This window comes from Klebsiella sp. JN_Kp126, assembly GCF_033843325.1.
GTDB classification, from domain to species: Bacteria; Pseudomonadota; Gammaproteobacteria; order Enterobacterales; family Enterobacteriaceae; genus Klebsiella; species Klebsiella michiganensis.
The window spans coordinates 17,481-41,977 of sequence record NZ_JAWXQV010000076.1 but is presented as its reverse complement, the minus strand read 5'-3'; the positions used below and the strand labels follow the sequence as shown (position 1 = coordinate 41,977).

At 54.8% G+C, this 24,497-nt stretch carries 22 protein-coding genes and 1 riboswitch; of the genes, 12 read left to right on the top strand and 10 right to left on the bottom strand.

The window, feature by feature from the left end:
• Positions 1 to 16 precede the first annotated feature (16 nt).
• Together rpoC and dcuB are read left to right on the top strand one after the other, a co-directional pair.
• Positions 17 to 4,240 carry a DNA-directed RNA polymerase subunit beta' gene (gene rpoC / locus SIK97_RS17975; RefSeq protein ID WP_004097649.1) on the top strand — a complete coding sequence of 1,408 codons (4,224 nt, stop codon included), beginning with the start codon at positions 17 to 19 and terminating at the stop codon, positions 4,238 to 4,240.
• 396 nt (positions 4,241 to 4,636) lie between these two features.
• A complete protein-coding gene (gene dcuB / locus SIK97_RS17970) occupies positions 4,637 to 5,977 on the top strand; it encodes an anaerobic C4-dicarboxylate transporter DcuB (protein ID WP_057174074.1) in 1,341 nt (446 codons plus the stop codon).
• 43 nt (positions 5,978 to 6,020) lie between these two features.
• Here the strand turns inward: dcuB and SIK97_RS17965 are convergent, their stop codons facing one another.
• The 10 genes from SIK97_RS17965 to SIK97_RS17920 all read right to left on the bottom strand — a co-directional run bounded on the left by SIK97_RS17965 (position 6,021) and on the right by SIK97_RS17920 (position 14,788).
• Positions 6,021 to 6,338, bottom strand: a complete 318-nt coding sequence (locus tag SIK97_RS17965) for a PTS lactose/cellobiose transporter subunit IIA (RefSeq protein ID WP_004097651.1) — start codon at positions 6,336 to 6,338, stop codon at positions 6,021 to 6,023.
• Positions 6,339 to 6,341: 3 nt separating this feature from the next.
• Complete coding sequence (locus tag SIK97_RS17960; RefSeq protein ID WP_004097653.1) at positions 6,342 to 6,647, bottom strand: PTS sugar transporter subunit IIB; 306 nt, start codon at positions 6,645 to 6,647, stop codon at positions 6,342 to 6,344.
• A gap of 172 nt (positions 6,648 to 6,819) precedes the next feature.
• A complete protein-coding gene (locus tag SIK97_RS17955; RefSeq protein WP_057174073.1) occupies positions 6,820 to 8,352 on the bottom strand; it encodes a sensor domain-containing diguanylate cyclase in 1,533 nt (510 codons plus the stop codon).
• A gap of 320 nt (positions 8,353 to 8,672) precedes the next feature.
• Positions 8,673 to 9,806 (bottom strand): 2-iminoacetate synthase ThiH, encoded by a 1,134-nt coding sequence (thiH, locus tag SIK97_RS17950; RefSeq protein WP_014227494.1) that lies wholly within the window; start codon positions 9,804 to 9,806, stop codon positions 8,673 to 8,675.
• Positions 9,803 to 10,573, bottom strand: a complete 771-nt coding sequence (gene thiG / locus SIK97_RS17945; protein WP_025107535.1) for a thiazole synthase — start codon at positions 10,571 to 10,573, stop codon at positions 9,803 to 9,805. Before thiG ends, thiH begins: the two co-directional genes overlap by 4 nt.
• Position 10,574: 1 nt before the next feature.
• Positions 10,575 to 10,775 carry a sulfur carrier protein ThiS gene (gene thiS, locus SIK97_RS17940; RefSeq protein WP_032692783.1) on the bottom strand — a complete coding sequence of 67 codons (201 nt, stop codon included), beginning with the start codon at positions 10,773 to 10,775 and terminating at the stop codon, positions 10,575 to 10,577.
• Positions 10,759 to 11,514, bottom strand: a complete 756-nt coding sequence (locus tag SIK97_RS17935; protein ID WP_032747403.1) for a HesA/MoeB/ThiF family protein — start codon at positions 11,512 to 11,514, stop codon at positions 10,759 to 10,761. Before SIK97_RS17935 ends, thiS begins: the two co-directional genes overlap by 17 nt.
• Positions 11,507 to 12,142, bottom strand: coding sequence for a thiamine phosphate synthase (gene thiE / locus SIK97_RS17930; protein ID WP_032747405.1), 636 nt, complete (start codon positions 12,140 to 12,142; stop codon positions 11,507 to 11,509). Before thiE ends, SIK97_RS17935 begins: the two co-directional genes overlap by 8 nt.
• Positions 12,142 to 14,037 carry a phosphomethylpyrimidine synthase ThiC gene (gene thiC / locus SIK97_RS17925; RefSeq protein ID WP_047722748.1) on the bottom strand — a complete coding sequence of 632 codons (1,896 nt, stop codon included), beginning with the start codon at positions 14,035 to 14,037 and terminating at the stop codon, positions 12,142 to 12,144. Before thiC ends, thiE begins: the two co-directional genes overlap by 1 nt.
• Before the next feature lie 85 nt (positions 14,038 to 14,122).
• A riboswitch (TPP riboswitch) is annotated at positions 14,123 to 14,236 on the bottom strand.
• A 54-nt stretch (positions 14,237 to 14,290) separates the two neighbouring features.
• Positions 14,291 to 14,788 carry an Rsd/AlgQ family anti-sigma factor gene (locus SIK97_RS17920; protein ID WP_014837106.1) on the bottom strand — a complete coding sequence of 166 codons (498 nt, stop codon included), beginning with the start codon at positions 14,786 to 14,788 and terminating at the stop codon, positions 14,291 to 14,293.
• Positions 14,789 to 14,883: 95 nt separating this feature from the next.
• Between SIK97_RS17920 and nudC the strand changes: the two genes are divergently transcribed.
• The 10 genes from nudC to SIK97_RS17870 all read left to right on the top strand — a co-directional run bounded on the left by nudC (position 14,884) and on the right by SIK97_RS17870 (position 24,491).
• Entirely contained in the window at positions 14,884 to 15,657 is a 774-nt protein-coding gene (gene nudC, locus SIK97_RS17915) for an NAD(+) diphosphatase (RefSeq protein ID WP_004097667.1), read from the top strand.
• A gap of 166 nt (positions 15,658 to 15,823) precedes the next feature.
• Positions 15,824 to 16,888 carry a uroporphyrinogen decarboxylase gene (gene hemE / locus SIK97_RS17910; protein ID WP_014227501.1) on the top strand — a complete coding sequence of 355 codons (1,065 nt, stop codon included), beginning with the start codon at positions 15,824 to 15,826 and terminating at the stop codon, positions 16,886 to 16,888.
• 9 nt (positions 16,889 to 16,897) lie between these two features.
• Complete coding sequence (gene nfi / locus SIK97_RS17905) at positions 16,898 to 17,569, top strand: deoxyribonuclease V (RefSeq protein WP_025107530.1); 672 nt, start codon at positions 16,898 to 16,900, stop codon at positions 17,567 to 17,569.
• A gap of 42 nt (positions 17,570 to 17,611) precedes the next feature.
• Positions 17,612 to 18,202, top strand: coding sequence for a YjaG family protein (locus tag SIK97_RS17900; protein ID WP_004097673.1), 591 nt, complete (start codon positions 17,612 to 17,614; stop codon positions 18,200 to 18,202).
• 186 nt (positions 18,203 to 18,388) lie between these two features.
• A complete protein-coding gene (hupA, locus tag SIK97_RS17895) occupies positions 18,389 to 18,661 on the top strand; it encodes a nucleoid-associated protein HU-alpha (RefSeq protein WP_004097675.1) in 273 nt (90 codons plus the stop codon).
• Between the two features lie 12 nt (positions 18,662 to 18,673).
• Positions 18,674 to 19,366 (top strand): DUF1481 domain-containing protein, encoded by a 693-nt coding sequence (locus SIK97_RS17890; protein ID WP_004097677.1) that lies wholly within the window; start codon positions 18,674 to 18,676, stop codon positions 19,364 to 19,366.
• A 981-nt stretch (positions 19,367 to 20,347) separates the two neighbouring features.
• Entirely contained in the window at positions 20,348 to 20,542 is a 195-nt protein-coding gene (locus tag SIK97_RS17885) for a DUF4762 family protein (RefSeq protein ID WP_032747414.1), read from the top strand.
• Between the two features lie 123 nt (positions 20,543 to 20,665).
• Positions 20,666 to 21,340, top strand: coding sequence for a DsbA family protein (locus tag SIK97_RS17880; protein ID WP_032747417.1), 675 nt, complete (start codon positions 20,666 to 20,668; stop codon positions 21,338 to 21,340).
• A complete protein-coding gene (locus tag SIK97_RS17875) occupies positions 21,340 to 22,287 on the top strand; it encodes an ABC transporter (RefSeq protein WP_032747418.1) in 948 nt (315 codons plus the stop codon). Before SIK97_RS17880 ends, SIK97_RS17875 begins: the two co-directional genes overlap by 1 nt.
• 65 nt (positions 22,288 to 22,352) lie before the next feature.
• The gene (locus SIK97_RS17870; protein WP_032747420.1) at positions 22,353 to 24,491 is read left to right on the top strand and encodes a peptidase domain-containing ABC transporter; all 2,139 of its coding nucleotides are present in this window, start codon (positions 22,353 to 22,355) and stop codon (positions 24,489 to 24,491) included.
• The last annotated feature ends 6 nt before the right edge of the window (positions 24,492 to 24,497 follow it).

Genomic DNA, 24,497 nt, shown 5'->3' with positions numbered 1-24,497 from the left:
CGACGGGAGCAAATCCGTGAAAGACTTATTAAAGTTTCTGAAAGCGCAAACTAAAACCGAAGAGTTTGATGCGATCAAAATTGCTCTGGCATCGCCAGACATGATCCGTTCATGGTCTTTTGGTGAAGTTAAAAAGCCGGAAACCATTAACTACCGTACGTTCAAACCTGAGCGTGACGGCCTTTTCTGTGCGCGTATTTTCGGGCCAGTAAAAGACTACGAGTGCCTGTGCGGTAAGTACAAGCGCCTGAAACACCGCGGTGTGATCTGTGAGAAGTGCGGCGTTGAAGTGACCCAGACTAAAGTGCGCCGTGAGCGTATGGGCCACATCGAGCTGGCGTCTCCGACCGCCCACATCTGGTTCCTGAAGTCTCTGCCGTCCCGTATCGGCCTGCTGCTCGATATGCCGCTGCGCGATATCGAACGCGTGCTGTACTTCGAATCCTATGTGGTTATCGAAGGCGGTATGACCAACCTGGAACGCCAGCAGATCCTGACTGAAGAACAGTATCTGGATGCGCTGGAAGAGTTCGGTGACGAATTTGACGCGAAGATGGGTGCGGAAGCTATCCAGGCCCTGCTGAAGAGCATGGATCTGGAGCAAGAGTGCGAAACTCTGCGCGAAGAGCTGAACGAAACCAACTCCGAAACCAAGCGTAAGAAGCTGACCAAGCGTATCAAACTGCTGGAAGCGTTCGTACAGTCTGGCAACAAGCCGGAGTGGATGATCCTGACCGTTCTGCCGGTTCTGCCGCCAGATCTGCGTCCGCTGGTTCCGCTGGATGGCGGTCGTTTCGCGACTTCTGACCTGAACGATCTGTATCGTCGCGTCATTAACCGTAACAACCGTCTGAAACGTCTGCTGGATCTGGCTGCGCCGGACATCATCGTACGCAACGAAAAACGTATGCTGCAGGAAGCGGTCGACGCCCTGCTGGATAACGGTCGTCGCGGTCGTGCGATCACCGGTTCTAACAAACGTCCTCTGAAATCTTTGGCCGATATGATCAAAGGTAAGCAGGGTCGTTTCCGTCAGAACCTGCTCGGTAAGCGCGTTGACTACTCCGGTCGTTCTGTAATCACCGTAGGTCCATACCTGCGTCTGCATCAGTGCGGTCTGCCGAAGAAAATGGCGCTGGAGCTGTTCAAACCGTTCATCTACGGCAAGCTGGAACTGCGTGGCCTCGCCACCACCATTAAAGCTGCTAAGAAAATGGTTGAGCGTGAAGAAGCTGTCGTTTGGGATATCCTGGACGAAGTGATCCGCGAACACCCGGTACTGCTGAACCGTGCACCAACCCTGCACCGTCTGGGTATCCAGGCATTTGAGCCGGTACTGATCGAAGGTAAAGCTATTCAGCTGCACCCGCTGGTTTGTGCGGCATACAACGCCGACTTCGATGGTGACCAGATGGCTGTTCACGTACCGCTGACGCTGGAAGCCCAGCTCGAAGCGCGTGCGCTGATGATGTCTACCAACAACATCCTGTCTCCGGCGAACGGCGAACCAATCATCGTTCCGTCTCAGGACGTTGTACTGGGTCTGTACTACATGACCCGTGACTGTGTTAACGCCAAAGGCGAAGGCATGGTGCTGACTGGCCCGAAAGAAGCTGAGCGTATTTATCGCGCTGGCCTGGCCTCTCTGCATGCGCGCGTTAAAGTGCGTATCACCGAATACGAAAAAGATGAAAACGGCGAGTTCGTTGCGAAAACCAGCCTGAAAGATACGACCGTTGGTCGTGCCATTCTGTGGATGATCGTACCGAAAGGTCTGCCTTTCTCCATCGTCAACCAGGCGCTGGGCAAGAAAGCCATCTCTAAGATGCTGAATACCTGCTACCGTATTCTGGGCCTGAAACCGACCGTTATTTTTGCGGACCAGACGATGTACACCGGCTTTGCTTATGCAGCGCGCTCAGGTGCATCCGTTGGTATCGATGACATGGTCATCCCGGAGAAAAAATACGAGATCATCAGCGAAGCGGAAGCGGAAGTTGCTGAGATTCAGGAGCAGTTCCAGTCGGGTCTGGTTACCGCTGGCGAACGCTACAACAAAGTTATCGATATCTGGGCCGCGGCGAACGATCGTGTATCCAAAGCGATGATGGACAACCTGCAAACTGAAACCGTTATTAACCGTAACGGCGAAGAAGAGCAGCAGGTCTCCTTCAACAGCATTTACATGATGGCCGACTCCGGTGCGCGTGGTTCTGCTGCACAGATTCGTCAGCTTGCCGGTATGCGTGGTCTGATGGCGAAGCCGGATGGCTCCATCATCGAAACGCCAATCACCGCGAACTTCCGTGAAGGTCTGAACGTACTCCAGTACTTCATCTCCACGCACGGTGCGCGTAAAGGTCTGGCGGATACCGCACTGAAAACGGCGAACTCCGGTTACCTGACTCGTCGTCTGGTTGACGTTGCGCAGGACCTGGTCGTGACTGAAGACGACTGTGGCACCCTGGAAGGCATCACCATGACCCCGGTTATCGAGGGTGGCGATGTTAAAGAGCCGCTGCGCGATCGCGTACTGGGTCGTGTGACCGCTGAAGACGTTCTGAAGCCGGGTACGGCGGACATTCTGGTTCCACGCAACACGCTGCTGCACGAGCACTGGTGCGATCTGCTGGAAGAGAACTCCGTTGACTCCGTCAAAGTGCGTTCCGTTGTATCCTGTGACACCGACTTTGGTGTATGTGCGCACTGCTACGGTCGTGACCTGGCGCGTGGCCACATCATCAACAAAGGTGAGGCTATCGGCGTTATCGCGGCACAGTCCATCGGTGAGCCGGGTACACAGCTGACGATGCGTACGTTCCACATCGGTGGTGCGGCATCTCGTGCGGCTGCTGAGTCCAGCATCCAGGTGAAAAACAAAGGTAGCATCCGTCTGAGCAATGCGAAGTCGGTTGTGAACTCCAGCGGTAAGCTGGTTATTACTTCCCGTAATACCGAGCTGAAGCTGATCGACGAATTCGGTCGTACCAAAGAGAGCTATAAAGTGCCTTACGGCTCTGTTATGGCGAAAGGTGATGGCGAGCAGGTTGCCGGCGGTGAAACCGTAGCAAACTGGGATCCGCACACCATGCCGGTTATCACCGAAGTGAGTGGTTTTGTCCGCTTCACTGACATGATTGACGGCCAGACCATTACTCGTCAGACCGACGAGCTGACCGGTCTGTCTTCTCTGGTGGTTCTGGATTCTGCAGAGCGTACCACTGGCGGTAAAGATCTGCGTCCGGCGCTGAAAATCGTTGATGCTCAGGGCAATGACGTTCTGATCCCTGGCACCGATATGCCTGCGCAGTACTTCCTGCCGGGTAAAGCGATTGTTCAGCTGGAAGATGGCGTCCAGATCAGTTCTGGTGACACCCTGGCACGTGTACCGCAGGAATCCGGCGGTACCAAGGACATCACCGGTGGTCTGCCGCGCGTTGCCGACCTGTTCGAAGCGCGTCGTCCGAAAGAGCCGGCAATCCTGGCTGAAATCAGCGGCATCATTTCCTTCGGTAAAGAAACCAAAGGGAAACGTCGTCTGGTTATCACCCCGGTAGACGGTAGCGATCCGTACGAAGAGATGATTCCTAAGTGGCGTCAGCTCAACGTGTTCGAAGGTGAACGCGTAGAACGTGGTGACGTGGTTTCCGACGGTCCGGAAGCGCCGCACGACATTCTGCGTCTGCGTGGCGTGCATGCTGTGACTCGTTACATCGTTAACGAAGTTCAGGACGTATACCGTCTGCAGGGCGTTAAGATTAACGATAAGCACATCGAAGTTATCGTTCGTCAGATGCTGCGTAAAGCGACCATCGAAAGCGCCGGTAGCTCCGACTTCCTGGAAGGCGAACAGGTTGAATACTCTCGCGTTAAGATTGCTAACCGCGATCTGGAAGCGAACGGCAAAGTGGGTGCAACATTCTCCCGCGATCTGCTGGGTATCACCAAAGCGTCCCTGGCAACCGAATCGTTCATCTCTGCCGCATCGTTCCAGGAGACCACGCGTGTCCTGACCGAAGCAGCCGTTGCGGGTAAACGCGACGAACTGCGTGGCCTGAAAGAGAACGTTATCGTGGGTCGTCTGATCCCGGCCGGTACCGGTTATGCGTACCACCAGGATCGTATGCGCCGTCGCGCAGCGGGCGAACTGCCAGCAGCGCCGCAGGTCAGCGTGGAAGAAGCTTCTGCTAACCTGGCAGAACTGCTGAACGCGGGTCTGGGCGGTTCTGACAACGATTAATCGTTGATTCGCTAAACGCTCAAAAAGCCAGTCAGGTCACCTGACTGGCTTTTTTATTGCCTGCCAGTTTATTCCGTCTACTTTTTTATTACATTTTATTGATGTAATAGCTGCAATTAATTAGCAAATATAAACCACTCCTATAATGATTTATTTCCATGACTGTTTTTCATCTTCAATGAAAGGGTGAAAATTCTACGCGTGTCAAAAAATAAGCACCGCAAACGCTATATAGTCAAAAAACTAAAATAATCATGTGATTACTTTCCCGGTTCTTTTCGGTTTACCGCAGCCGAGGGGATTTTTACGCCTGTTAAAAGGCGATGGAGGAGGTGAACTAATAAAAACAAAGCGGAGAGTATTGTCGTTATTTAATGGATAGCTTCTGGGGGATGTATGGAATTTGCTATACAACTTATCATTATCTTAATTTGTTTGTTCTATGGTGCGAGAAAGGGCGGCATTGCGCTCGGCCTTTTAGGCGGCATTGGGCTAGTTATCCTGGTCTTTGTTTTTCACCTGAAGCCTGGAAAACCGCCCGTCGATGTCATGCTGGTCATTATCGCCGTCGTGGCGGCATCGGCGACGCTGCAGGCTTCCGGTGGTTTAGACGTGATGCTGCAGATTGCCGAGAAACTCCTGCGGCGAAACCCGAAATATGTCTCGATCGTCGCGCCATTCGTCACCTGTACGCTGACGATTCTTTGCGGCACGGGGCACGTGGTATATACCATTCTGCCGATTATTTATGATGTCGCCATCAAAAATAACATCCGTCCGGAGCGACCCATGGCCGCCAGCTCGATCGGCGCGCAGATGGGGATTATCGCCAGCCCGGTTTCCGTGGCGGTTGTCTCGCTGGTGGCAATGCTTGGCAACTTTACCTTTAACGGCAAGCACCTTGAATTTCTCGACCTGCTGGCGATAACCATTCCGTCCACGCTGCTGGGGATTCTGGCCATTGGTATCTTCAGCTGGTTTCGCGGCAAAGACCTCGATAAAGACGAAACCTTCCAGGCCTTTATTGCGGTACCGGAAAACCGTCACTACGTGTACGGGGACACGGCCACGCTGCTGGATAGAAAGCTTCCGACCAGCAACTGGATTGCGATGTGGATTTTTCTGGCCTCAATCGCGGTTGTCGCCCTGCTCGGCGCCTTCTCCGAACTGCGTCCGGCATTCGATGGTAAGCCGCTGTCGATGGTGCTGGTGATCCAGATGTTTATGCTGCTCTCCGGGGCGCTCATCATCATCATTACGAAAACGAATCCGGCTTCGATCTCCAAAAATGAGGTGTTCCGTTCCGGGATGATCGCTATCGTTGCCGTGTACGGCATCGCGTGGATGGCGGAAACGATGTTCGGCGCGCACATGACCGAGATTAAAGGCGTGCTCGGGGAGATGGTGAAGGAGTACCCGTGGGCCTACGCTATCGTTCTGCTGCTGGTATCGAAGTTTGTTAACTCCCAGGCGGCTGCGCTGGCGGCGATCGTTCCGGTGGCGTTGGCGATTGGCGTCGATCCGGCCTACATCGTCGCTTCCGCGCCCGCCTGCTACGGCTATTACATTCTGCCGACCTACCCAAGCGATCTGGCGGCGATTCAGTTCGACCGCTCAGGTACCACGCATATCAGCCGCTTTGTGATTAACCATAGCTTTATTCTGCCAGGGCTCATTGGCGTCAGCGTCTCTTGCGTCTTTGGCTGGGTATTTGCGGCGATGTACGGATTTCTTTAAGAGGATACAGGCGCCGGTAGCGGCGCCTGTTAAGTCGTTGACGTTATTGTGCGAGCGGAATTCGGCGATAGAGCTCAATCATGTCGGTAGCCAGATCCTGAATGACCATCGCGTTCATCAGGTGGTCCTGAGAGTGTACGGTAATCAGGTTAACCGGAAGCTTGCCGCTGCCTTCATCCATGCCAATCAGCTGGGTCTGGATTTTATGCGCATGCTTGACGAATTCATGGGATTCCGCCATCGCCTGTTCGGCCGCAGCAAAATCGCCTTTACGCGCCAGCTGCAGAGCGGTTAACGCCGAGCTGCGCGCAGAACCGGCGTTAACCAGCAGCTCCATGATGATCGTTTCTAAATCTTCCATCTCTTACTCCATCAGCTTCAGGGCTTTATCAAGCACGGCATCGCCTTTCATCATGCCGTAATCCATCATATCGATGACGGCGACTTTTTTACCAAACGGGTCGGCCATTGCCTGTAGCTTGGCCTGCTCGTACTTCACCTGAGGGCCGAGCAGGATAATATCGGCAGCGGCAAGATTATCTTTAAACTCGGCAACCGGTACGGCTTTGATGGAGACTTCCACGCCTTTTTGTTGCGCAGCGGCCTGCATACGTTGAACCAGCATGCTGGTGGACATACCTGCGGCACAGCATAAAACGATATTCTTCATAATTGTTGGCCCTTATGTTCCTTGATGTACCATCTTTATCGCGGGCAGGCGGGCGGGACAACCGCTTTACGGTGATTGTGTGTAAGTCATCACAAAATAATGAAACCGGTTTCGGTTTTGGGGGAGAAAACGCTAAAAGCCGCGTCCGACGGGCCGGAAACGGTAGGCTCTGTCATGCGCGGACGATGCGGTTTTTGCCCTGCTGCTTGGCTTTGTACAGCGCTTCATCAACGCTCACCACCAGTTGCTCCAGGGGCTCCATATTCCATTCGCCGAGGCCTGCGCTAAAGGTGACCGTCAATCCTTCTTCACGCCAGGAGCGCTGCGCAACGCGGGCCCGCCAGCTCTCCAGCAGCATCAGGGCGTCATCGCTATGTCCGGCGGCGAAGATCGCCGCAAACTCTTCGCCGCCGTAGCGGTAAAGAGAAATTTGCAGGGGCTGGAGGATTTGCAGCCCTTCCCGGGCGACATTGCGCAGCACGATATCGCCGTTGAGGTGACCCCAGGTGTCGTTTATCGTTTTGAAGTTATCAATATCAACCAGCGCAAGAGAAAAGGGCTGATGATCGTTCATCAGCGCGGCGATATCGCTGTCAAAGGCGCGGCGGTTCTTGCAGCCGGTTAGCGCGTCGATGGTCGCCTGGCGAACGTAGGTTAACTCGCGCTGCTTATTGCTCTCGATGGCTTTGCTGAGCATCGCTTCCAGCCGCGGGGCGCGCTGAACATCCCCGGTTTTAATCGCATTGATGATGTTCATCAACACCGTACGTGAAGCATGGCGCAGATACAGTCCAAACAGCACAATAACGATCGCGGCCAGGGCAAAGCTCCAGGCGACGATATCCGTTTCATGGCGCGTTAAGTTGACCAGCGTCGAGTTATCGACCCGATAAATAACAAACCAGTCGGGGTTGGTAAAGGAGTAGTAATAGTACCAGGTGTCCGTATTGGTATCGTAAAGCTGGCCTTCGCCGCTGGTCATTCTGTCCATCAAGGCTTCACTGACGTAGGGTTTAAATAAAGCGCCAGGGTCGGGATGGAGAACGACTTTACCATCGCGTTGCACCACAAAAAATTCCCCCTGGACCGGTGCAACCATCTGCCGTAACGCGTAGCCCATTGAGGTGAGATCGAGATGAAACGCGAGACTGCCCTTTAGCCGTCCCTCTGGAGAAATTATGGGTTTGTAGACGGTAATCGTCGGATGATGCGTGAAGTAGTCGTTGTACGGGCTGGTATACCGACTGAAGGTACTGGCTTCCGCTTGCTTAATAAACCACGGCCTTGTTTTGGCATCGAAGGACTGGCTGTCTTCCGTCTCCAGAACCTCGGGCGCGCGCAGATAGTGCCCATTGGTATCCGCCAGCGAGATGGACGAAACGGTCTGCATCATATTTTGCAACTGCATTAGCTGCATCAACCCTTTTTCCGGATTGACGTTAACCGCCTCATTCAGCGCATCGTTGCGGGCAAAGAAAGTGGCGGCGCGGGTGAGGATAAAGTCGTTGCCCTGCAGCAGCGTCTCCGTGTAGTTGGTCGCCATATTGTGGGTAAAATTGCGATTAATATGATGATAATCTTCGAGAAAATCATTCCTCTGCGTCGTCGTGGCAAACACCGCTATCAGCAAGAAGCTGAATAAAATACCCGCAAATCCGATGATAATCGGCGTGGTGAAAGAGAGCTTTCTATTATGACGAGCCATGAGTCGTAAATCGTTCCAGAAGCGTTAAACCGTGGGTGGAGACGCAGGTTTAGCCAGCATGCCTGCTGAGCGAATCAGATAAAACTCCGGTAATTATAACGCTGACGTTGTGATATGGACTGATTAATATTCGATATTGATAGAATTACCGTTGCCGCAAAGAGGCGGGAGCAGGGCGAAAAGGAGGAAGAGTGAATATTCGCCCTGGTCAGCGTCCGCTGCTGACAGGGGCAGAATAGAGAAACGGGAACAGGGCCACAATCTCCCGTTTCTCTTATTACGATCGTGCATGAAGAACGTTTAAGAAATTACATTCGTTATCATGACGATTGGGAGGCGCGTCCCAGCCAGCTGTCCCAATCCTTCCATACCGGCTGTAGACCGCTGGCCACCAGCGCGCTGGCGACCTCTTCCGGGCGGCGGTCATCGTGAGGCGCGAACTGCTCCAGCTCCGGATGGTTATCGGCATACCCGCCGGGCTGGGTTTTCGAAAAGGCGCTGACGTTGTTGATGGCCAGCGGGATCACCCGATCGCGGAACCAGGGGGATTCGCGGGTGGAGAGCGAGAGTTCCACTTCCGGAGCCAGCAGGCGGAAGGCGCAAATAGTTTGCACCAGCTGCCGTTCATCCATTAATGAGGCGGGCTCGATACCCCCCGCGCAAGGCCGCAGACGTGGGAAGGAGATGGAGTAGCGGCTGCGCCAGTAATGCTGCTGGAGCCACAGCAGATGCTCCGCCACCATAAAGCAGTCCACCCGCCAGCTGTCGGAGAGGCCAATAAGTGCGCCAAGGCCAATTTTATCAATCCCCGCCTGCCCAAGCCTGTCCGGCGTATCCAGCCGCCAGAAGAAGTCCTGCTTTTTCCCTTTCAGATGGTGTTTCGCATACATGCTTTCATGATAGGTCTCCTGATAGACCATCACCCCGTCCAGACCGAGGGTTTTCAGCTCGGCGTACTCTTCCATCGCCAGCGGCTGGACCTCCATATGCAGCGAGGCGAACTGGCGGCGAATCGCGGGCAGATGTTGACGAAAGTAGTCCATGCCGACCTTGCCCTGATGTTCGCCGGTCACCAGCAGCAGATGCTCAAAGCCCATTTCGCGGATCGCCGCGCATTCACGGGCTATTTCCGCCTCATCCAGAGTCTTGCGCTTGATGCGGTTACTCATTGAGAAACCGCAGTAGGTACAGTCGTTGGCGCAGAGATTAGAGAGATACAGCGGGACATAAAAGCTGACGGTATTACCAAAACGCTGGCGAGTCAGGCGCTGAGCGCGCTGGGCCAGAGGCTCCAGATAGTCCGCGGCGGCGGGGGAGAGCAGGGCCATCATATCGTCACGGCTGAGCTGTTTTGCCGCCAGGGCGCGTTCAACGTCGGCGGGGGTTTTCCCGTTGATTCGCAGGCGAATATCGTCCCAGTCCAGCTGCCGCCAACGGTCAGTGAAGGTGTTCATACCCGCGCCTCCAGAAAGCCGGTCAGCGGGCTGGTGGCCTGCGCCTGCGCGCTGCGCACGCCCGGGCCTGCCTGTCGGGCCAGCAAGCCGGCATCGATCGCTAAACGGAAGGCCCGCGCCATGGTTACCGGATCGTCGGCAACGGCGATGGCGGTATTCACCAGTACCGCGTCAGCGCCCATTTCCAGCGCCTGCGCCGCGTGGCTCGGCACGCCAATACCCGCGTCAACGACTACCGGCACCGTGGCCTGCGCGATAATAATCTCCAGCATCGCTTTAGTTTCCAGCCCCTGATTGGAGCCGATGGGCGCGCCGAGCGGCATCACCGCCGCGCAGCCCGCTTCTTCAAGGCGCTTGCACAGCACCGGGTCGGCGCCGCAGTAGGGCAGCACCACGAAGCCTTCCCGTACCAGAATCTCCGCCGCTTTCAGCGTTTCAATCGGATCGGGGAGCAGCCAGCGGGCGTCCGGATGAATTTCCAGCTTCAGCCAGTGGGTGCCCAGCGCCTCCCGCGCCAGGCGGGCGGCAAATACCGCCTCTTCCGCCGTTTTGGCGCCGGAGGTGTTGGGCAGCAGGCTAACGCCGGCCGCCAGCAGCGGCGCGAGGATCGCGTCATTATGCTGACGGAGATCGACGCGCTTCATCGCCAGCGTCACCAGCTGGCTGCCGGAGGCGCGAATGGCCTCCACCATGACGTCGGGGGCGGCGAATTTACCTGTGCCGGTGAAAAGATGTGACTCAAAGGTTTTATCCGCAATACGTAACATGTCAGCCTCCAGCGATAACCTGAAAAAGCAGGATTTGATCGCCTTCCTGTAAGAGATGATCTTGCCACCGTTCACGCGGCAGGATGCGTTGATTGAGCGCCAGCGCGACGCCCGGCTGCTGCTGTTCCAGCTGCGTGAGCAGATCGGCGACGGAGGTCGCTTCGGCGCACTGCAACGGTTCATCGTTAAACCATATCCGCATGCTGTCCTCCGCATACCGGACAGCCCTGAGCCCGCTGGAGCGCGAGAGTGCGCCAGCTGCTGGTTCGGGCATCGAACAGGCGCAGCGTGTTCCGCGGGGCCATCATGCCGGCGAGCAGCTTGATGGCCTCCAGCGCCTGTAGGGTACCCATCATGCCAACCACCGGACCGATAATGCCCGCCGTACGGCAGTTGCGCTCAGGCTCGTTAGCGTCCGGCCACAGACAGCGATAGCAGCCCTGCTCCCACGGCGGCGTCAGTACCATCAGCTGCCCCCCAAGCCCGACGGCGCTGGCGGTAATCAGCGGCGTTTTAAGCGCGACGCAGGCGGCGTTGATCGCCTGTCGGGTCGCCATGTTATCGGTGCAATCCAGTACCACATCGGCCTTCGCCACTTCATCCCGCAGGGCCTTTCCGCCTAACCGCTGCTTCAGCGCAATCAGTTCAATCTGCGGATTTAACTGAGCCAGCCGGGCCCTGGCGGCCGTGGTTTTAGGCTGAGCGATATCCTCGCTGGTGAACAAAATTTGTCGCTGCAGGTTACTGACGTGCACGTCGTCGTCATCGACCAGCACCAGCGTGCCGACGCCAGCGCCGGCAAGATAGAGCGCGGCGGGAGAGCCCAGCCCGCCGAGACCCACGATCAACACCCGGCTGGCCAGCAGCATTTGCTGGCCTTCAATGGCGATATCCTCCAGCAGCAGCTGGCGGCTATAGCGCATAAAATCGCTGTCATTCATCACCGGCTCCCGCTATCTCGAGCAGCCGGGCCGTTGCCTGTCGCCAGTCGGCCGCCTGAGTAATGGCGCTGACCACCGCAACGCTGCCGACGCCGGTCGCCAGTACCGCCGGGGCGCGCTCAAGGCTGATGCCGCCAATCGCCACGGTTGGATAATCCCCGAGTCGCTGAATATGCTGCGCCAGCTGATCCAGCCCCTGAGGGGCGGAAGGCATCTGCTTGGTTTGCGTTGGAAAAACGTGCCCAAGCGCGATGTAAGAGGGACGCGCCGCCAGCGCGATATCAATTTCCATATCGTCATGCGTCGAAACGCCAAGACGCAGCCCGGCGTTGCGGATGGCGCTGAGGTCGGTCGTTTCCAGATCCTCCTGGCCTAAATGCACGCCGTAAGCCTGATGTTTGATGGCCAGGCGCCAGTAATCGTTAATAAACAGCCGCGCATGGTATTTGCGTCCCAGGGCGATAGCGGCAACGACATGCTCTTCAACCTCACTATCGCGTTTATCCTTGATGCGCAGCTGGATAGTGCGAACGCCCGCGGCCAGCAGGCGTTCGATCCACGCGACGCTATCGACGACTGGATAAAGCCCCAGGCGGAAAGGGACGGATGGAAAATCGGGTTGATACATCAGGCTTCCTCCTTACGTAGATAGATTTCACCGCCGCGGGCGCGAAAGTTATCCGACATATCGGCCATCCCCACTTCGATGGTCTGCGCGGCGGCGTAGTCGCGAACTTCCTGGCTTATCTTCATTGAGCAGAATTTAGGGCCGCACATGGAGCAGAAGTGGGCCACTTTGCCTGACTCCTGCGGCAGGGTTTCGTCGTGGTAAGCGCGCGCGGTGAACGGGTCGAGCGCCAGATTAAACTGATCTTCCCAGCGGAACTCGAAGCGCGCTTTCGACATGGCGTTATCGCGGATCTGCGCGCCGGGGTGGCCTTTGGCGAGATCGGCGGCGTGGGCGGCAATTTTGTAGGTAATCAGACCCTGCTTAACGTCTTCTTTATTCGGCAGGCCGAGGTGCTCTTTTGGCGTCACGTAGCAGAGCATCGCGCAGCCGAACCAGCCGATCATGGCGGCGCCAATTCCCGAGGTGAAATGGTCATAGCCCGGCGCGATATCGGTGGTTAGCGGCCCTAAGGTGTAGAACGGCGCTTCGTGGCAGTGCTCCAGCTCTTCGGCCATATTGCGCTGAATCATCTGCATCGGCACGTGGCCCGGGCCCTCGATCATCACCTGTACGTCATACTCCCAGGCGATTTTGGTCAGTTCGCCCAGGGTGTGCAGTTCGGCGAACTGCGCTTCGTCGTTGGCATCCTGAATCGAGCCGGGACGCAGACCGTCGCCCAATGACAGCGAGACGTCATAGGCGGCGCAGATTTCGCAGATTTCGCGGAAATGCTGGTAGAGGAAATTCTCTTTGTGATGGGACAGGCACCATTTCGCCATGATTGAGCCGCCGCGGGAGACGATGCCGGTCAGGCGCCTGGCGGTCATCGGCACGTAGCGCAGCAGCACGCCCGCATGGATGGTGAAGTAGTCCACCCCCTGTTCCGCCTGCTCGAGCAGCGTGTCGCGGAAGGCTTCCCAGGTGAGATCTTCGGCGATCCCGTTGACCTTCTCCAGCGCCTGGTAGATCGGCACCGTACCGATCGGTACCGGACTATTGCGCAGGATCCACTCGCGGGTCTCGTGAATATAGCGGCCGGTGGAGAGGTCCATGACCGTATCCGCTCCCCAGCGCGTCGCCCACACCAGCTTCTCGACCTCTTCTTCAATCGACGAGGTGACCGCCGAGTTGCCGATATTGGCGTTAACCTTCACGAGGAAGTTGCGGCCAATAATCATCGGTTCGGATTCCGGATGATTAATATTGGCCGGGATAATCGCGCGCCCGGCGGCGACTTCAGCCCGCACAAACTCCGGGGTGATATTCTCCGGCAGCCGCGCGCCAAACCCAACGCCCGGATGCTGCTGGCGCAGCACTTCGCCACGAATACGCTCGCGGCCCATATTCTCGCGAATGGCGATGAACTCCATTTCCGGGGTGACAATCCCCTGACGGGCGTAGTGCAGCTGCGTCACGCATTTCCCGACGATGGCGCGCCTGGGCGTGAGCAGGCCGGTAAAGCGCAGTTCGTTGAGGCCATCATCCGCCAACCGCTCTCTGGTATAGGCCGAGCTGCGATCGCTGAGTGCTTCGCAGTCGCGGCGCGCATCAATCCACGGCTGACGCAGTTTTGCCAGACCCTGCTGAACGTTAATCGCGACGTGCGGATCGCCATAGGGGCCGGAGGTGTCATAGACCGGAATAGCTTCGTTCGCTTCGTACTGAGGATTATCTTTGCTGCCGCCGATAAGCGTCGGGCTCAGCTGAATTTCGCGCATCGGTACGCGAATATCTTCCTGCGAACCGGGGATATAGATGCGCTGCGAATTGGGAAATGCGGTACCTTCCAGGGTGTCGATAAAGCGCTGGGCGCGTTCGCGTTGCTCTCGACGCGTGAGTTTGGTTGTAGACATAGCTCATTCCAGTTAAACAGGATATGGCTTGCCAGACGACGGATGGAGTAACAGATGCGATCGGCCCTGAAGAGGCAGATGCTAAACGCAGTTTACTCTTGTTCCCTTCGCAGGTATTAGCCTGATCAGGTTCCGCGGATCCCGAATTAACGGTCTCAGCCTTTTCCACTGTGGAAAATGGGCACTCCGACAAGATGACATCCCCTCTCCGTGAGGGGGAATGTATGTAAACTACGCGTTAATGGCTCACAACTCAAGCGGTCGGCGCGATATTGTCGCTGACGTTGTCTTTGCGGCTGTGGGCGACGGCGAGGGCGATCAGGTTATCTTCCAGCGCAAAGCGCGCTTCCAGCGCTTCGCCGATGTCCGACAGCGCCTGCTGGAACTCAAGGTAGTTATCGTGATCGATGGCGTTTTCGAGGCAGGAGTCGTAATAATCCATGATCTGCTGGGTATTGGCCTGCAGCTGTGGATAAATCTTAGTGGCGGCTAAAAGTGGCGTATCGCCTTCCAATTCGCCGATAAAGCGTTCATAAATATTAAAATGGCCGGAGGAGAGGTAGTCCACCAGGCTTTGACAAAAATCATCCAGCGCTTTCTCATTAAGCCGCATAAATGATTCTTTGCCGGGCTTCAGGCCAACCAGGTTGTAGTAAGCCACAAGCAAATGCTTACGTACTTGTAGCCAGCGATCGACCAGTTTATTGCTGCCTCCAACACGTTCCGTCAGGTTTTCCAGCTGGTTTAACATGGTTGACTCCGCAAGGTTTTAAGAGAAATACGTTGCTCACCAAAATGTAAATTTAATGTTAAAAGTGCCAGTAAAATAAAGGTAGTGCAATAGATATGGATCGTATTATTGAAAAATTAGATCGCGGCTGGTGGATCGTCAGCCACGAACAGAAATTATGGTTGCCCGATGGAGAATTGCCCTACGGCGAAGCGGTAAATTTTAATCTTGCGGGGCAGCCCGCGCTGCGAATCGGAGAATGGCAGGGCGATCCGGTGTGGCTGGTCCGCCAGGATCGCCGGCATGAGATGGGATCGCTGCGTCAGGTGCTCGATCAGGATGCTGGCCTTTTTCAACTGGCGGGACGCGGGATCCAGCTGGCGGAGTTCTACCGCTCGCACAAATTCTGCGGCTACTGCGGGCATCCGATGCACCCCAGCAAAACCGAGTGGGCAATGCTGTGCAGCCACTGCCGCGAACGCTACTACCCGCAAATCGCCCCCTGCATTATCGTCGCCATCCGTCGGGATGATTCTATCCTGCTGGCGCAGCATACTCGCCATCGTAACGGCGTGCATACGGTGCTGGCCGGGTTTGTCGAAGTCGGCGAAACCCTGGAGCAGACCGTTGCCCGCGAGGTGATGGAGGAGAGCGGCATTAAGGTGAAAAACCTGCGCTACGTGACCTCTCAGCCCTGGCCGTTCCCACAATCGCTGATGACCGCATTTATGGCCGAGTACGATAGCGGCGAGATTGTCATCGACAAGAAAGAGCTGCTGGAGGCGGGATGGTATCGCTATGACAATCTGCCGCTTTTGCCGCCGCCGGGCACCGTGGCGCGCCGTCTGATTGAAGATACCGTGGCGATGTGTCGGGCAGAGTATGAGTGACATGTTACATATACTTTATCCTTCAAATTGCCTCTTTGTTGGCTGCTTTCACTTACCCCAGTCACTTACTTGAGTAAGCTCCTTGGGTTCATTCAATTGCCGCCTCGATCCACTTTGAATGATTTTGTGTATAAACTTGGCGCATCAACGCTAAAGGAATGTAAAAATGACCGAACTGAAGAACGATCGCTACCTGCGCGCGCTGCTACGCCAGCCGGTTGATGTCACCCCGGTATGGATGATGCGTCAGGCGGGCCGCTATTTACCGGAATATAAGGCCACCCGCGCCGAGGCGGGCGATTTTATGTCGCTGTGTAAAAACGCCGAGCTTGCCTGTGAAGTGACGCTGCAGCCGCTGCGCCGCTATAAGCTGGATGCGGCTATCCTCTTCTCGGACATTCTCACCATCCCGGATGCGATGGGGCTGGGGCTCTATTTCGAAGCCGGGGAGGGCCCGCGTTTTACCTCACCCATTACCGGCAAAGCGGATGTCGATAAATTACCCGTCCCCGACCCGGAAGATGAGCTTGGCTACGTGATGAACGCCGTGCGCACCATCCGCCGTGAGCTGAAGGGAGAAGTGCCGCTGATTGGCTTTTCCGGCAGCCCGTGGACGCTGGCGACCTACATGGTGGAAGGCGGCAGCAGCAAAGCGTTTACGGTGATCAAAAAGATGATGTACGCCGAGCCGCAGGCCCTGCACGCGCTGCTCGATAAGCTGGCGAAAAGCGTCACGCTGTATCTGAATGCGCAAATCAAAGCGGGCGCGCAGTCGGTGATGATCTTTGATACCTGGGGCGGGGTGCTGACCGGCCGGGATTATCAGCAGTTCTCGCTCTATTACATGCATAAAATCGTTGATGGGCTGCTGCGTGAGAATGATGGCCGCCGCGTGCCGGTGACGCTGTTTACCAAAGGCGGCGGGCAGTGGCTGGAAGCGATGGCGGAAACCGGCTGCGATGCGCTGGGGCTCGACTGGACGACCGATATCGCCGATGCGCGGCGTCGCGTCGGCCATAAAGTCGCCCTGCAGGGCAATATGGATCCCTCGATGCTCTATGCCCCTCCGGCGCGCATCGAAGAAGAGGTGGCGACCATTCTCGCCGGGTTTGGCCAGGGCGAAGGCCATGTCTTTAACCTTGGGCACGGCATTCATCAGGACGTCGACCCGGAACATGCGGGCGTATTTGTGGAGGCAGTGCACCGGTTGTCGGCGCCATACCACCGTTAAGGAGTGAATATGGATTTGTCATCGCTACGCACCCAGCAGCTCAGCCTGGCGGCATCGGTTGAACGAGGCGATCGGCTGGACCAGGATCCGCCGACGCTGATCGGCGGAGCGGATGTTGGATTTGAGCAAGAGGGAGAGGTGACCCGGGCGGCGATGGTACTGCTGAGCTATCCGTCCCTGGAGCTGGTGGAGTATCAGGTCGCGCGCGTCGCGACCACGATGCCCTATATCCCCGGCTTCCTCTCCTTTCGCGAAACCCCCGCGCTGCTGGCGGCCTGGGAGCAGCTTTCGCAGAAGCCAAATCTCTTATTTGTTGATGGCCACGGTATTTCCCACCCGCGCCGCCTCGGCGTCGCCAGCCATTTTGGTCTGCTGGTGGATGTGCCGACCATCGGCGTGGCGAAAAAACGGCTGTGCGGTAAGTTCGAGCCGCTGGGCGATGAGCCCGGCGCGCTGGCGCCGTTGTTAGATAAAGGCGAGCAGCTGGCGTGGGTTTTGCGCAGTAAAACGCGCTGTAATCCCCTGTTTGTGAGTACCGGGCACCGCGTGGGCCTGGATAGCGCGCTGATGTGGGTGGAGCGCTGCCTGAAAGGCTACCGCCTGCCTGAACCGACGCGCTGGGCTGATGCCGTGGCGTCCCGGCGTCCGGCGTTTGTGCGTTGGCAAGCAAATCACGACTGATTCAGGTACACTGCGGCTAATTTCTGACTTCGAGATTTCATCATGTTACAAAACCCGATTCATCTGCGTCTGGAGAAGCTGGAAAGCTGGCAGCACGTGACCTTTATGGCCTGCCTGTGCGAGCGGATGTACCCCAACTACGCCATGTTCTGTCAGCAAACTGAGTTCGCCGATGGCCAGCTTTATCGCCGTATTCTCGATCTGATCTGGGAAACGCTGACGGTAAAAGATGCGAAGGTGAATTTCGACAGCCAGCTGGAAAAGCTGGAAGAGGCGATTCCGGCCGCTGATGATTACGACCTGTACGGCGTCTATCCGGCCATTGATGCCTGCGTGGCCTTGAGTGAGCTGATTCATTCGCGGCTGAGCGGCGAAACGCTCGAACATGCTATTGAAGTCAGCAAGAGCTCGATCACCACCGTTGCGATGCTGGAAATGACCCAGGCTGGTCGCGAAATGACCGACGAAGAGCTCAAGGAAAACCCGGCAGTCGAACAAGAATGGGATATTCAGTGGGAGATTTTCCGTCTTCTGGCCGACTGTGAAGAACGCGATATTGAACTGATCAAAGGGCTGCGTGCAGACCTTCGCGAGGCCGGTGAGAGCAATATTGGTATAAATTTTCAGCAATGAGACCAGAAAACGTGATTTACCGCCTGAATTGTAGCTTCTGAAGGCTTCCATTCCGCCCCCCGTCTGGTCTACATTTGGGGGGCGAAAAAACGTGGCTATCGGTGCGTGTATGCAGGAGAGTGCTTTTCAGGCATTTCCGTCGCACTCGATGCTTAGCAAGCGATAAACACATTGTAAGGATAACTTATGAACAAGACTCAACTGATTGATGTAATTGCGGACAAAGCTGACCTGTCCAAAGCACAGGCGAAAGCTGCCCTGGAATCTACCCTGGCTGCAATTACCGAGTCTCTGAAAGAAGGTGATGCTGTTCAACTGGTTGGTTTCGGTACCTTCAAAGTGAACCACCGCGCTGAGCGTACTGGCCGCAACCCGCAGACCGGTAATGAAATCAAAATCGCCGCAGCAAACGTACCGGCATTTGTTTCTGGTAAAGCTCTGAAAGACGCAGTTAAGTAAGACCGCGTGGCAGTGTACAGTTTTATCGAAGGGGCTTGTCGGCCCCTTTTGTCTACCTGGCGCCGCACGCTGGCGCTGGTAGGCGTATTGCTGCTCACTGCCTGCAGCCATGATTCCTCTCTCCCGCCGTTTACCGCCAGCGGATATGCGGATAACCAGGGGGCGATGCGTATCTGGCGCAAAGATTCTAACGGCGAGGTCCATCTCCTTGCCGCCTTCAGTCCATGGCGTCATGGTAATACTTCGACCAGCGAGTACCGCTGGCAGGATGGCCAGCTCGCGCTGATTGAACTCAACGTCTACGGTAAACCGCCGGAACATATTCGCGCCCGGTTTGATGCGCAGGGCGAACTCAGCTTTATGCAGCGTGAAATCGATGGGCAGAAGCAGCAGCTTTCCAGCGATCAGGTCGCGCTATACCGCTATCGCGCTGAGCAAATACGCCAGACCAGCGACGCTCTGCGTCAGGGACGCGTTATGCTGCGCCAGGGGCGCTGGCATGCCAACAGGACGGTGACCACCTGTGAAGGTCAGACCGTGAAGCCTGACCTCGATACGCAGGCGCTGGCGCATATTGAGCGACGTCAGAATCACTCATCCATTGAGGTCAGCGTGGCGTGGCTGGAAGCGCCTGAAGGCTCTCAGCTGCTGCTGGTGGCAAACGAAGATTTCTGCACCTGGCAGCCGACCGAAAAAAGCTTCTGAGATCAGCTCACTTTAGCGAGAGCGACGCAGCGCCAGGGTTCTCCATATGGCCCACTCACCCCACCAACCAAGCCGCGCTCCCGGCAGGGACGATATACGCCTGCCTGCGTCAGGGCCGCCAAAGAAATGCTCCTGCGGTTCCCGCAGTCCTCTCACCCTTCCGGTTCCGGGATCAGCCTCGAACGTCTCATCCAGTCTGAACGCGTAGAGATCGATTGTGTGAAACGCGTAATATCTGGTTTAACACGGCGGATCAGCGCCTATGGATTGCATGGTCATAGCGATAGATGTTCCGCGGTAGCGATACGTGGGGACACTTCCTTCGACCTCAGGGCATGAAAATGTGCGTTCGGTTACCTTTTATACCGGCATGAATCAGCAGGAAATCACATCGTTATGATTTTTTTTTAAAATAAGTTGCTCATCCAAAAAGATGAAATTTGAAATTTAGAGCATTCGTTTTGCAATGGTTTAGATATGTGAAACTATATGTCTTTCCACAATAGTGCCATGAATAGATATTAATGAAATGTAAATCCAAATAGATGAGTCACGATTCTCCTCAAGTGAGTTCTGCCATATTATTTTTATAAAAAATTATTATTACATGATCTTGCCATCTCAGTTTTTCGTAAGAAAAATCCTGTCTTTGGGTTGGGAAGGATCTGGCGTCTGGTGCGGGTGTGTTTTTGCGTATTCTATTTTCTTGGGATTTCATAAGAAAAATCCCACGCTATGCGTTGTGTTTAATCTGATAATCATCGCTCAAGGTTGATTTAGGTGTATTGCTCAATGAAAAAAGCACGGCTACAATGCGCCGCATCCGCTAATGAAAACCTGAGCGTTGAATCTTTCAGGCTATTGTTTCGGGTACATAAAGAGGATGTCTAATAATAACTTCTCGATAATGGGCATAGACTGGAAATATGCCAGTGAACGCTATGTTCAACCTAGTATTCATTTTAAATAAGGATATCACAGATGAAAAAGATGACCATGACTGAAGCAAGCGTAATTGTTGGCGGTACTTGCACCACCTGCGTTAACAGCTTCGAACTGACTCTGGTGGGTGATGAAACTGCATGTAATGCAGTAAAAACCTGCACTGACAAGCATGGCGTAGTAACTAAGTCGTATACCCCGGCAGCCCTGTCAAACTGCGGTAATGCAGGCTGAGAAACAGCTGTTTCTCATTAAAACAGAGTAAATAGGATTAGTATTTATTCTGCCAGAGCGTTGTATGTTTATACAACGCTCGCCTGAGTCTGTTAAATATTGTTTTCAGGATGAAAAAGTACCGTGAAAAAAAGAATTCTTCCCCTTTTTGCTTATACCGTTTTTGTTGCGGTAGTTTCGGCGTTGATTACCACCGCGTGGTTCCACACCTTTGTATTCAATCAAAAGGGTGATGTTGAGCAGCAGGCGCTGGTATCGCTGGCGGCGGAAAAAGTCACAAACAGTCCGATCGTCGGCGGGGAAGATATTATTGAAATATTCTCATACGGTTGCCATTACTGCGAGGTGAACGAAGAGAACGTGGATGCGCTGGAAAAGCGTATGCCAGCAGGCAAGAAGCTGGTGCGTATTCATTTCAATCTGGATGGTCAGGGCGGACTGGCGCGCTACGCACCGGTATTTGCTACCCTGCAGGTCATGGGCATTGAAGAGGCGCATCGCAAAAGCGCTTACGACGCGGTTATAAAGCATAAAATTGATTTAGGCGATGCAGTCCAACGCGAGGCGTGGCTCGCAGAGAATAAAATTAGCATTGCGCAATACAATAGAGTCAGCCAGTCCGTGAAAGTCAAAGAACTGCTGGAATATATGACCCAGGTGACCCGCTATTATAATATTAATGCCACGCCGGCTTTTATTGTCGCTAAAAAGTGGGTGGCATTCCAGGACAGTGAGTTTCCGGTGTTCTCTGATAAATTAATCTCGCTTTTAGAAACCGATCGGGTGCCGGAGAAATAATGAAATTCTTTGCCCTGTGGTGTGCGCTGTTTTGGAAAAACCTGACTGTTAAATATCAGTGGTTTTTATATAAACTCCAGCTTATTGCCTACCGGGCGCATTGCTTACTCTTCCGGCGCCTGCACTATCGCGTTGTTTTTGCTTTCTCTCATGTCAGCCGTTTTTTGGGGCTGACACGACGCGATCTAAAGCTACGGGCAGCCGTTGCAGAAGCAAACCGCCGGTGTCTGCTTAACGATAAGAAGAAATTTGATTACATCTGGCTGACCCAGCGTCGGCAGCTGTTGGTTCAGGCGGTCACCTACGGGCAAAATCGCCGGGTAATGCAGGAACTCGCTGACTGTTCAGCACAGCTCAATGCCGTTGTTGAACCGCTGCAACGTGCGCACCAGTCAGTGATTCTTGCGCCTATGCACATGGTTTCAGACGTACTGAGCACGATGGTCGGCGCAGCGGTATTTCCAGGGAAAGCGACGGTCATCACCTCCCGTAGCGCGAATGCTCATTCTGAAGCCGAGCGTCAGCTCGGTGGCGTGGATCTCACGTATTGCTCAATTCATGAAGATAACAAAAACATCGCCGGCAACCTGATGACGTCGGTGATGGAGGCGGCTGAAAATAAACGTAATATTATTCTTTTCCCTGATATTACTCCTGACTTTACGCAGTTTGCCAGCAAGGACAAAACCGAGAAACTGCACTGTCAGTTATTCGGTCGTCAGGCCAATCTGCACAGCGGCATTATCCGCATGGCCAGAATGATGTCCGCGAAGGTGGTTTTTTATCATCTTTATTACGATCGGGGGCTGAAAATTATTATTCAAGAGCCCGTTCCGGCAAAAAAGCTAAAGCAGGAAATGCCTCTTATTATTGAACAAAGTATTCGTGAGCATTCTACCGACTGGATGTTGTGGCATTCTCACTCGCTGTTTTTCATCAATGATTAAAAATGTGAAAAAAGCACAGCGCGGCGATATTAGTGAACAGAACAGGACGTTCTAAGGTGTCGATTATGGATAATATTATTCCTCAAATGGTTTATCAGGCAGAAACGAACGAGTGTGCGCTGGCATGTCTCTCCATGCTGGCAGAAACACAGGGACTCAATGCGCCGCTTGAAGAGCTACGCGAGCGCTTTCCTGCATCCGCTCATGGTACAGCGCTTTCAACCATGTGCGACATCCTTTCTGAGCTGGCGATCCCCGCCTATCCGGTGGCTTTTGAGCTGGATGAGATCGCCGAACTCCCTTTGCCGGCCATTTTGCACTACGGCGCGAGCCATTATGTGCTGCTGGCTTATCGTCAGGGCAGCTACGTGTGCGTGATGAATCCGGCCATAGGCGAACAACTCTTGCCTGTTGCTGCGTTAAAATCTGAAATTAGCGGTTATGCGCTGGTGCTTGATCGGGAAGCGGAGAAAACCGTACAGCCTGTGGATCAGCATAAACGCACGCGACGTTTTCGCGCGCTGGCGTGTATGAGCCTTAAGCAGACGGCCGCGATCCCCGGAATCTATCGTTTGATGGTGTTGGCGTTTTTGGTCTCTCTGACCTTGTTCATTATGCCGGTGATGGTCAGCTCTGCTATCAACAACGTTTTCTCTTCCGGCGGACAAACTGAATTTCCCTATTTCTACTACCTGCTTGCCTTCATGGTCTCGACCCTGCTGGCTTTCCTCGTGCGCAGCGTGACGGAACGGTTTATCAAACGTTTTGTTGTTATGCAAAGCCTCAGTGGCTTTGCCCGTCTTTTAACCCACTCGCTCTCTTTCTTTGAAAAGCGTAGTCCAGGCGAAATCTATAGCCGCTTCTCCAACTGGCAGCTGGCGGCGGCGCAAAAAATTGAACTGGATAACGGTCTGCGCGTGGATTGGGTGGTTGGCGTCATCGCGCTGGGCGTGATGTGTTACATCAGCCCCATGCTGGCCTCCATCTCCGCCGTCGGCGTGACGCTAATGGGGCTGGTGAGCGTCTGGGCGATTTTCCGCGATCGCTATTTCACCCAGCAAATTCAGGCGAAGAGCGCCGATCAAAGCGATTTTCTGCTGGAAACCATTCAAGGGTTTGCCACGCTGAAATCTGCCGGATTGCAGGGGCAGCGCCAGGCGGCGTTCGCCCGATATGCGTTATCCCTCTTTGACTGTCGTCAGAAGCAGAGAGTGTATGAACAGGTGAAGACCAGCCTGTACCAGCTGATTGGCAGCCTTGAGATGGTCTTTTTCATGCTGCTGGCGCTGCCGCTGCTGAAAGACAATCGCATCTCGCTGGGCGAGTTCTTTGCCTATAGCTTCGTGCGTCAGATTTTTACTGCCTACATTACGCAGATTTTCTTCTCAGTGCTGCGTAAGAACCAGCTGCACGTGATTGATACTCGTGCTGCCGATCTATTCCCGCAGGCCAAAAAAGAGACCCTCAATGAGCTACTGCCGCCTGCGCGGTTCAGCCAACAGCTCCACTATCGTGAACTTCAGTATGCTTACGAGCCGGGAAAACCGGTGCTCGATCGGGTGTCACTGCTGCTGAAACAGGGAGAGACGCTGGCGATTGTCGGTGAATCGGGCTCAGGAAAAAGTACCTTGCTGAAAGTGATTGCCGGGCTTATCGAACCTCAGGCGGGAGAAATTCTTGCCGACGGGCAGCCTGTCAGCAGCCGCCAGGCGCAGAAGCTGTTCTTCCTGCAAAGCCAGGAAGATATCCTTTTCAATACCAGCGTGTTGCAAAACATTACCCTATTCGATCGGGAATATGATGAGAAAAAACAGCTGCGCATCGATAAATCACTGCGTGGGCTGAACCTGACTGAGGTGGTTAATAGTCTGCCGGGGAAACAAAACGCGCTGATCCGCGAAAGCCACCCCGCGCTATCGCTTGGGCAACGTCAGCGTCTGATGCTGGCGCGTGCGATGTATAGCGATTGTCCGGTGATGGTGCTGGATGAGCCAACCGCCAATCTTGACGAACAGACCGCGCAGCAGGTGATGCGCACGCTGATTGATCATTGTCGCGAATACGGAAAAACGCTGATTACCGTGACCCACAGTGAGACAACGCTACCGCTGTTTGACCGTCACTGTTCGATGAAAAACGGCCGCATGGAAGCGCTGCCGGGTGCTAATACATTCGCGCTTATCCCTGAAGGAGCGCCCGCATGAGTTTCG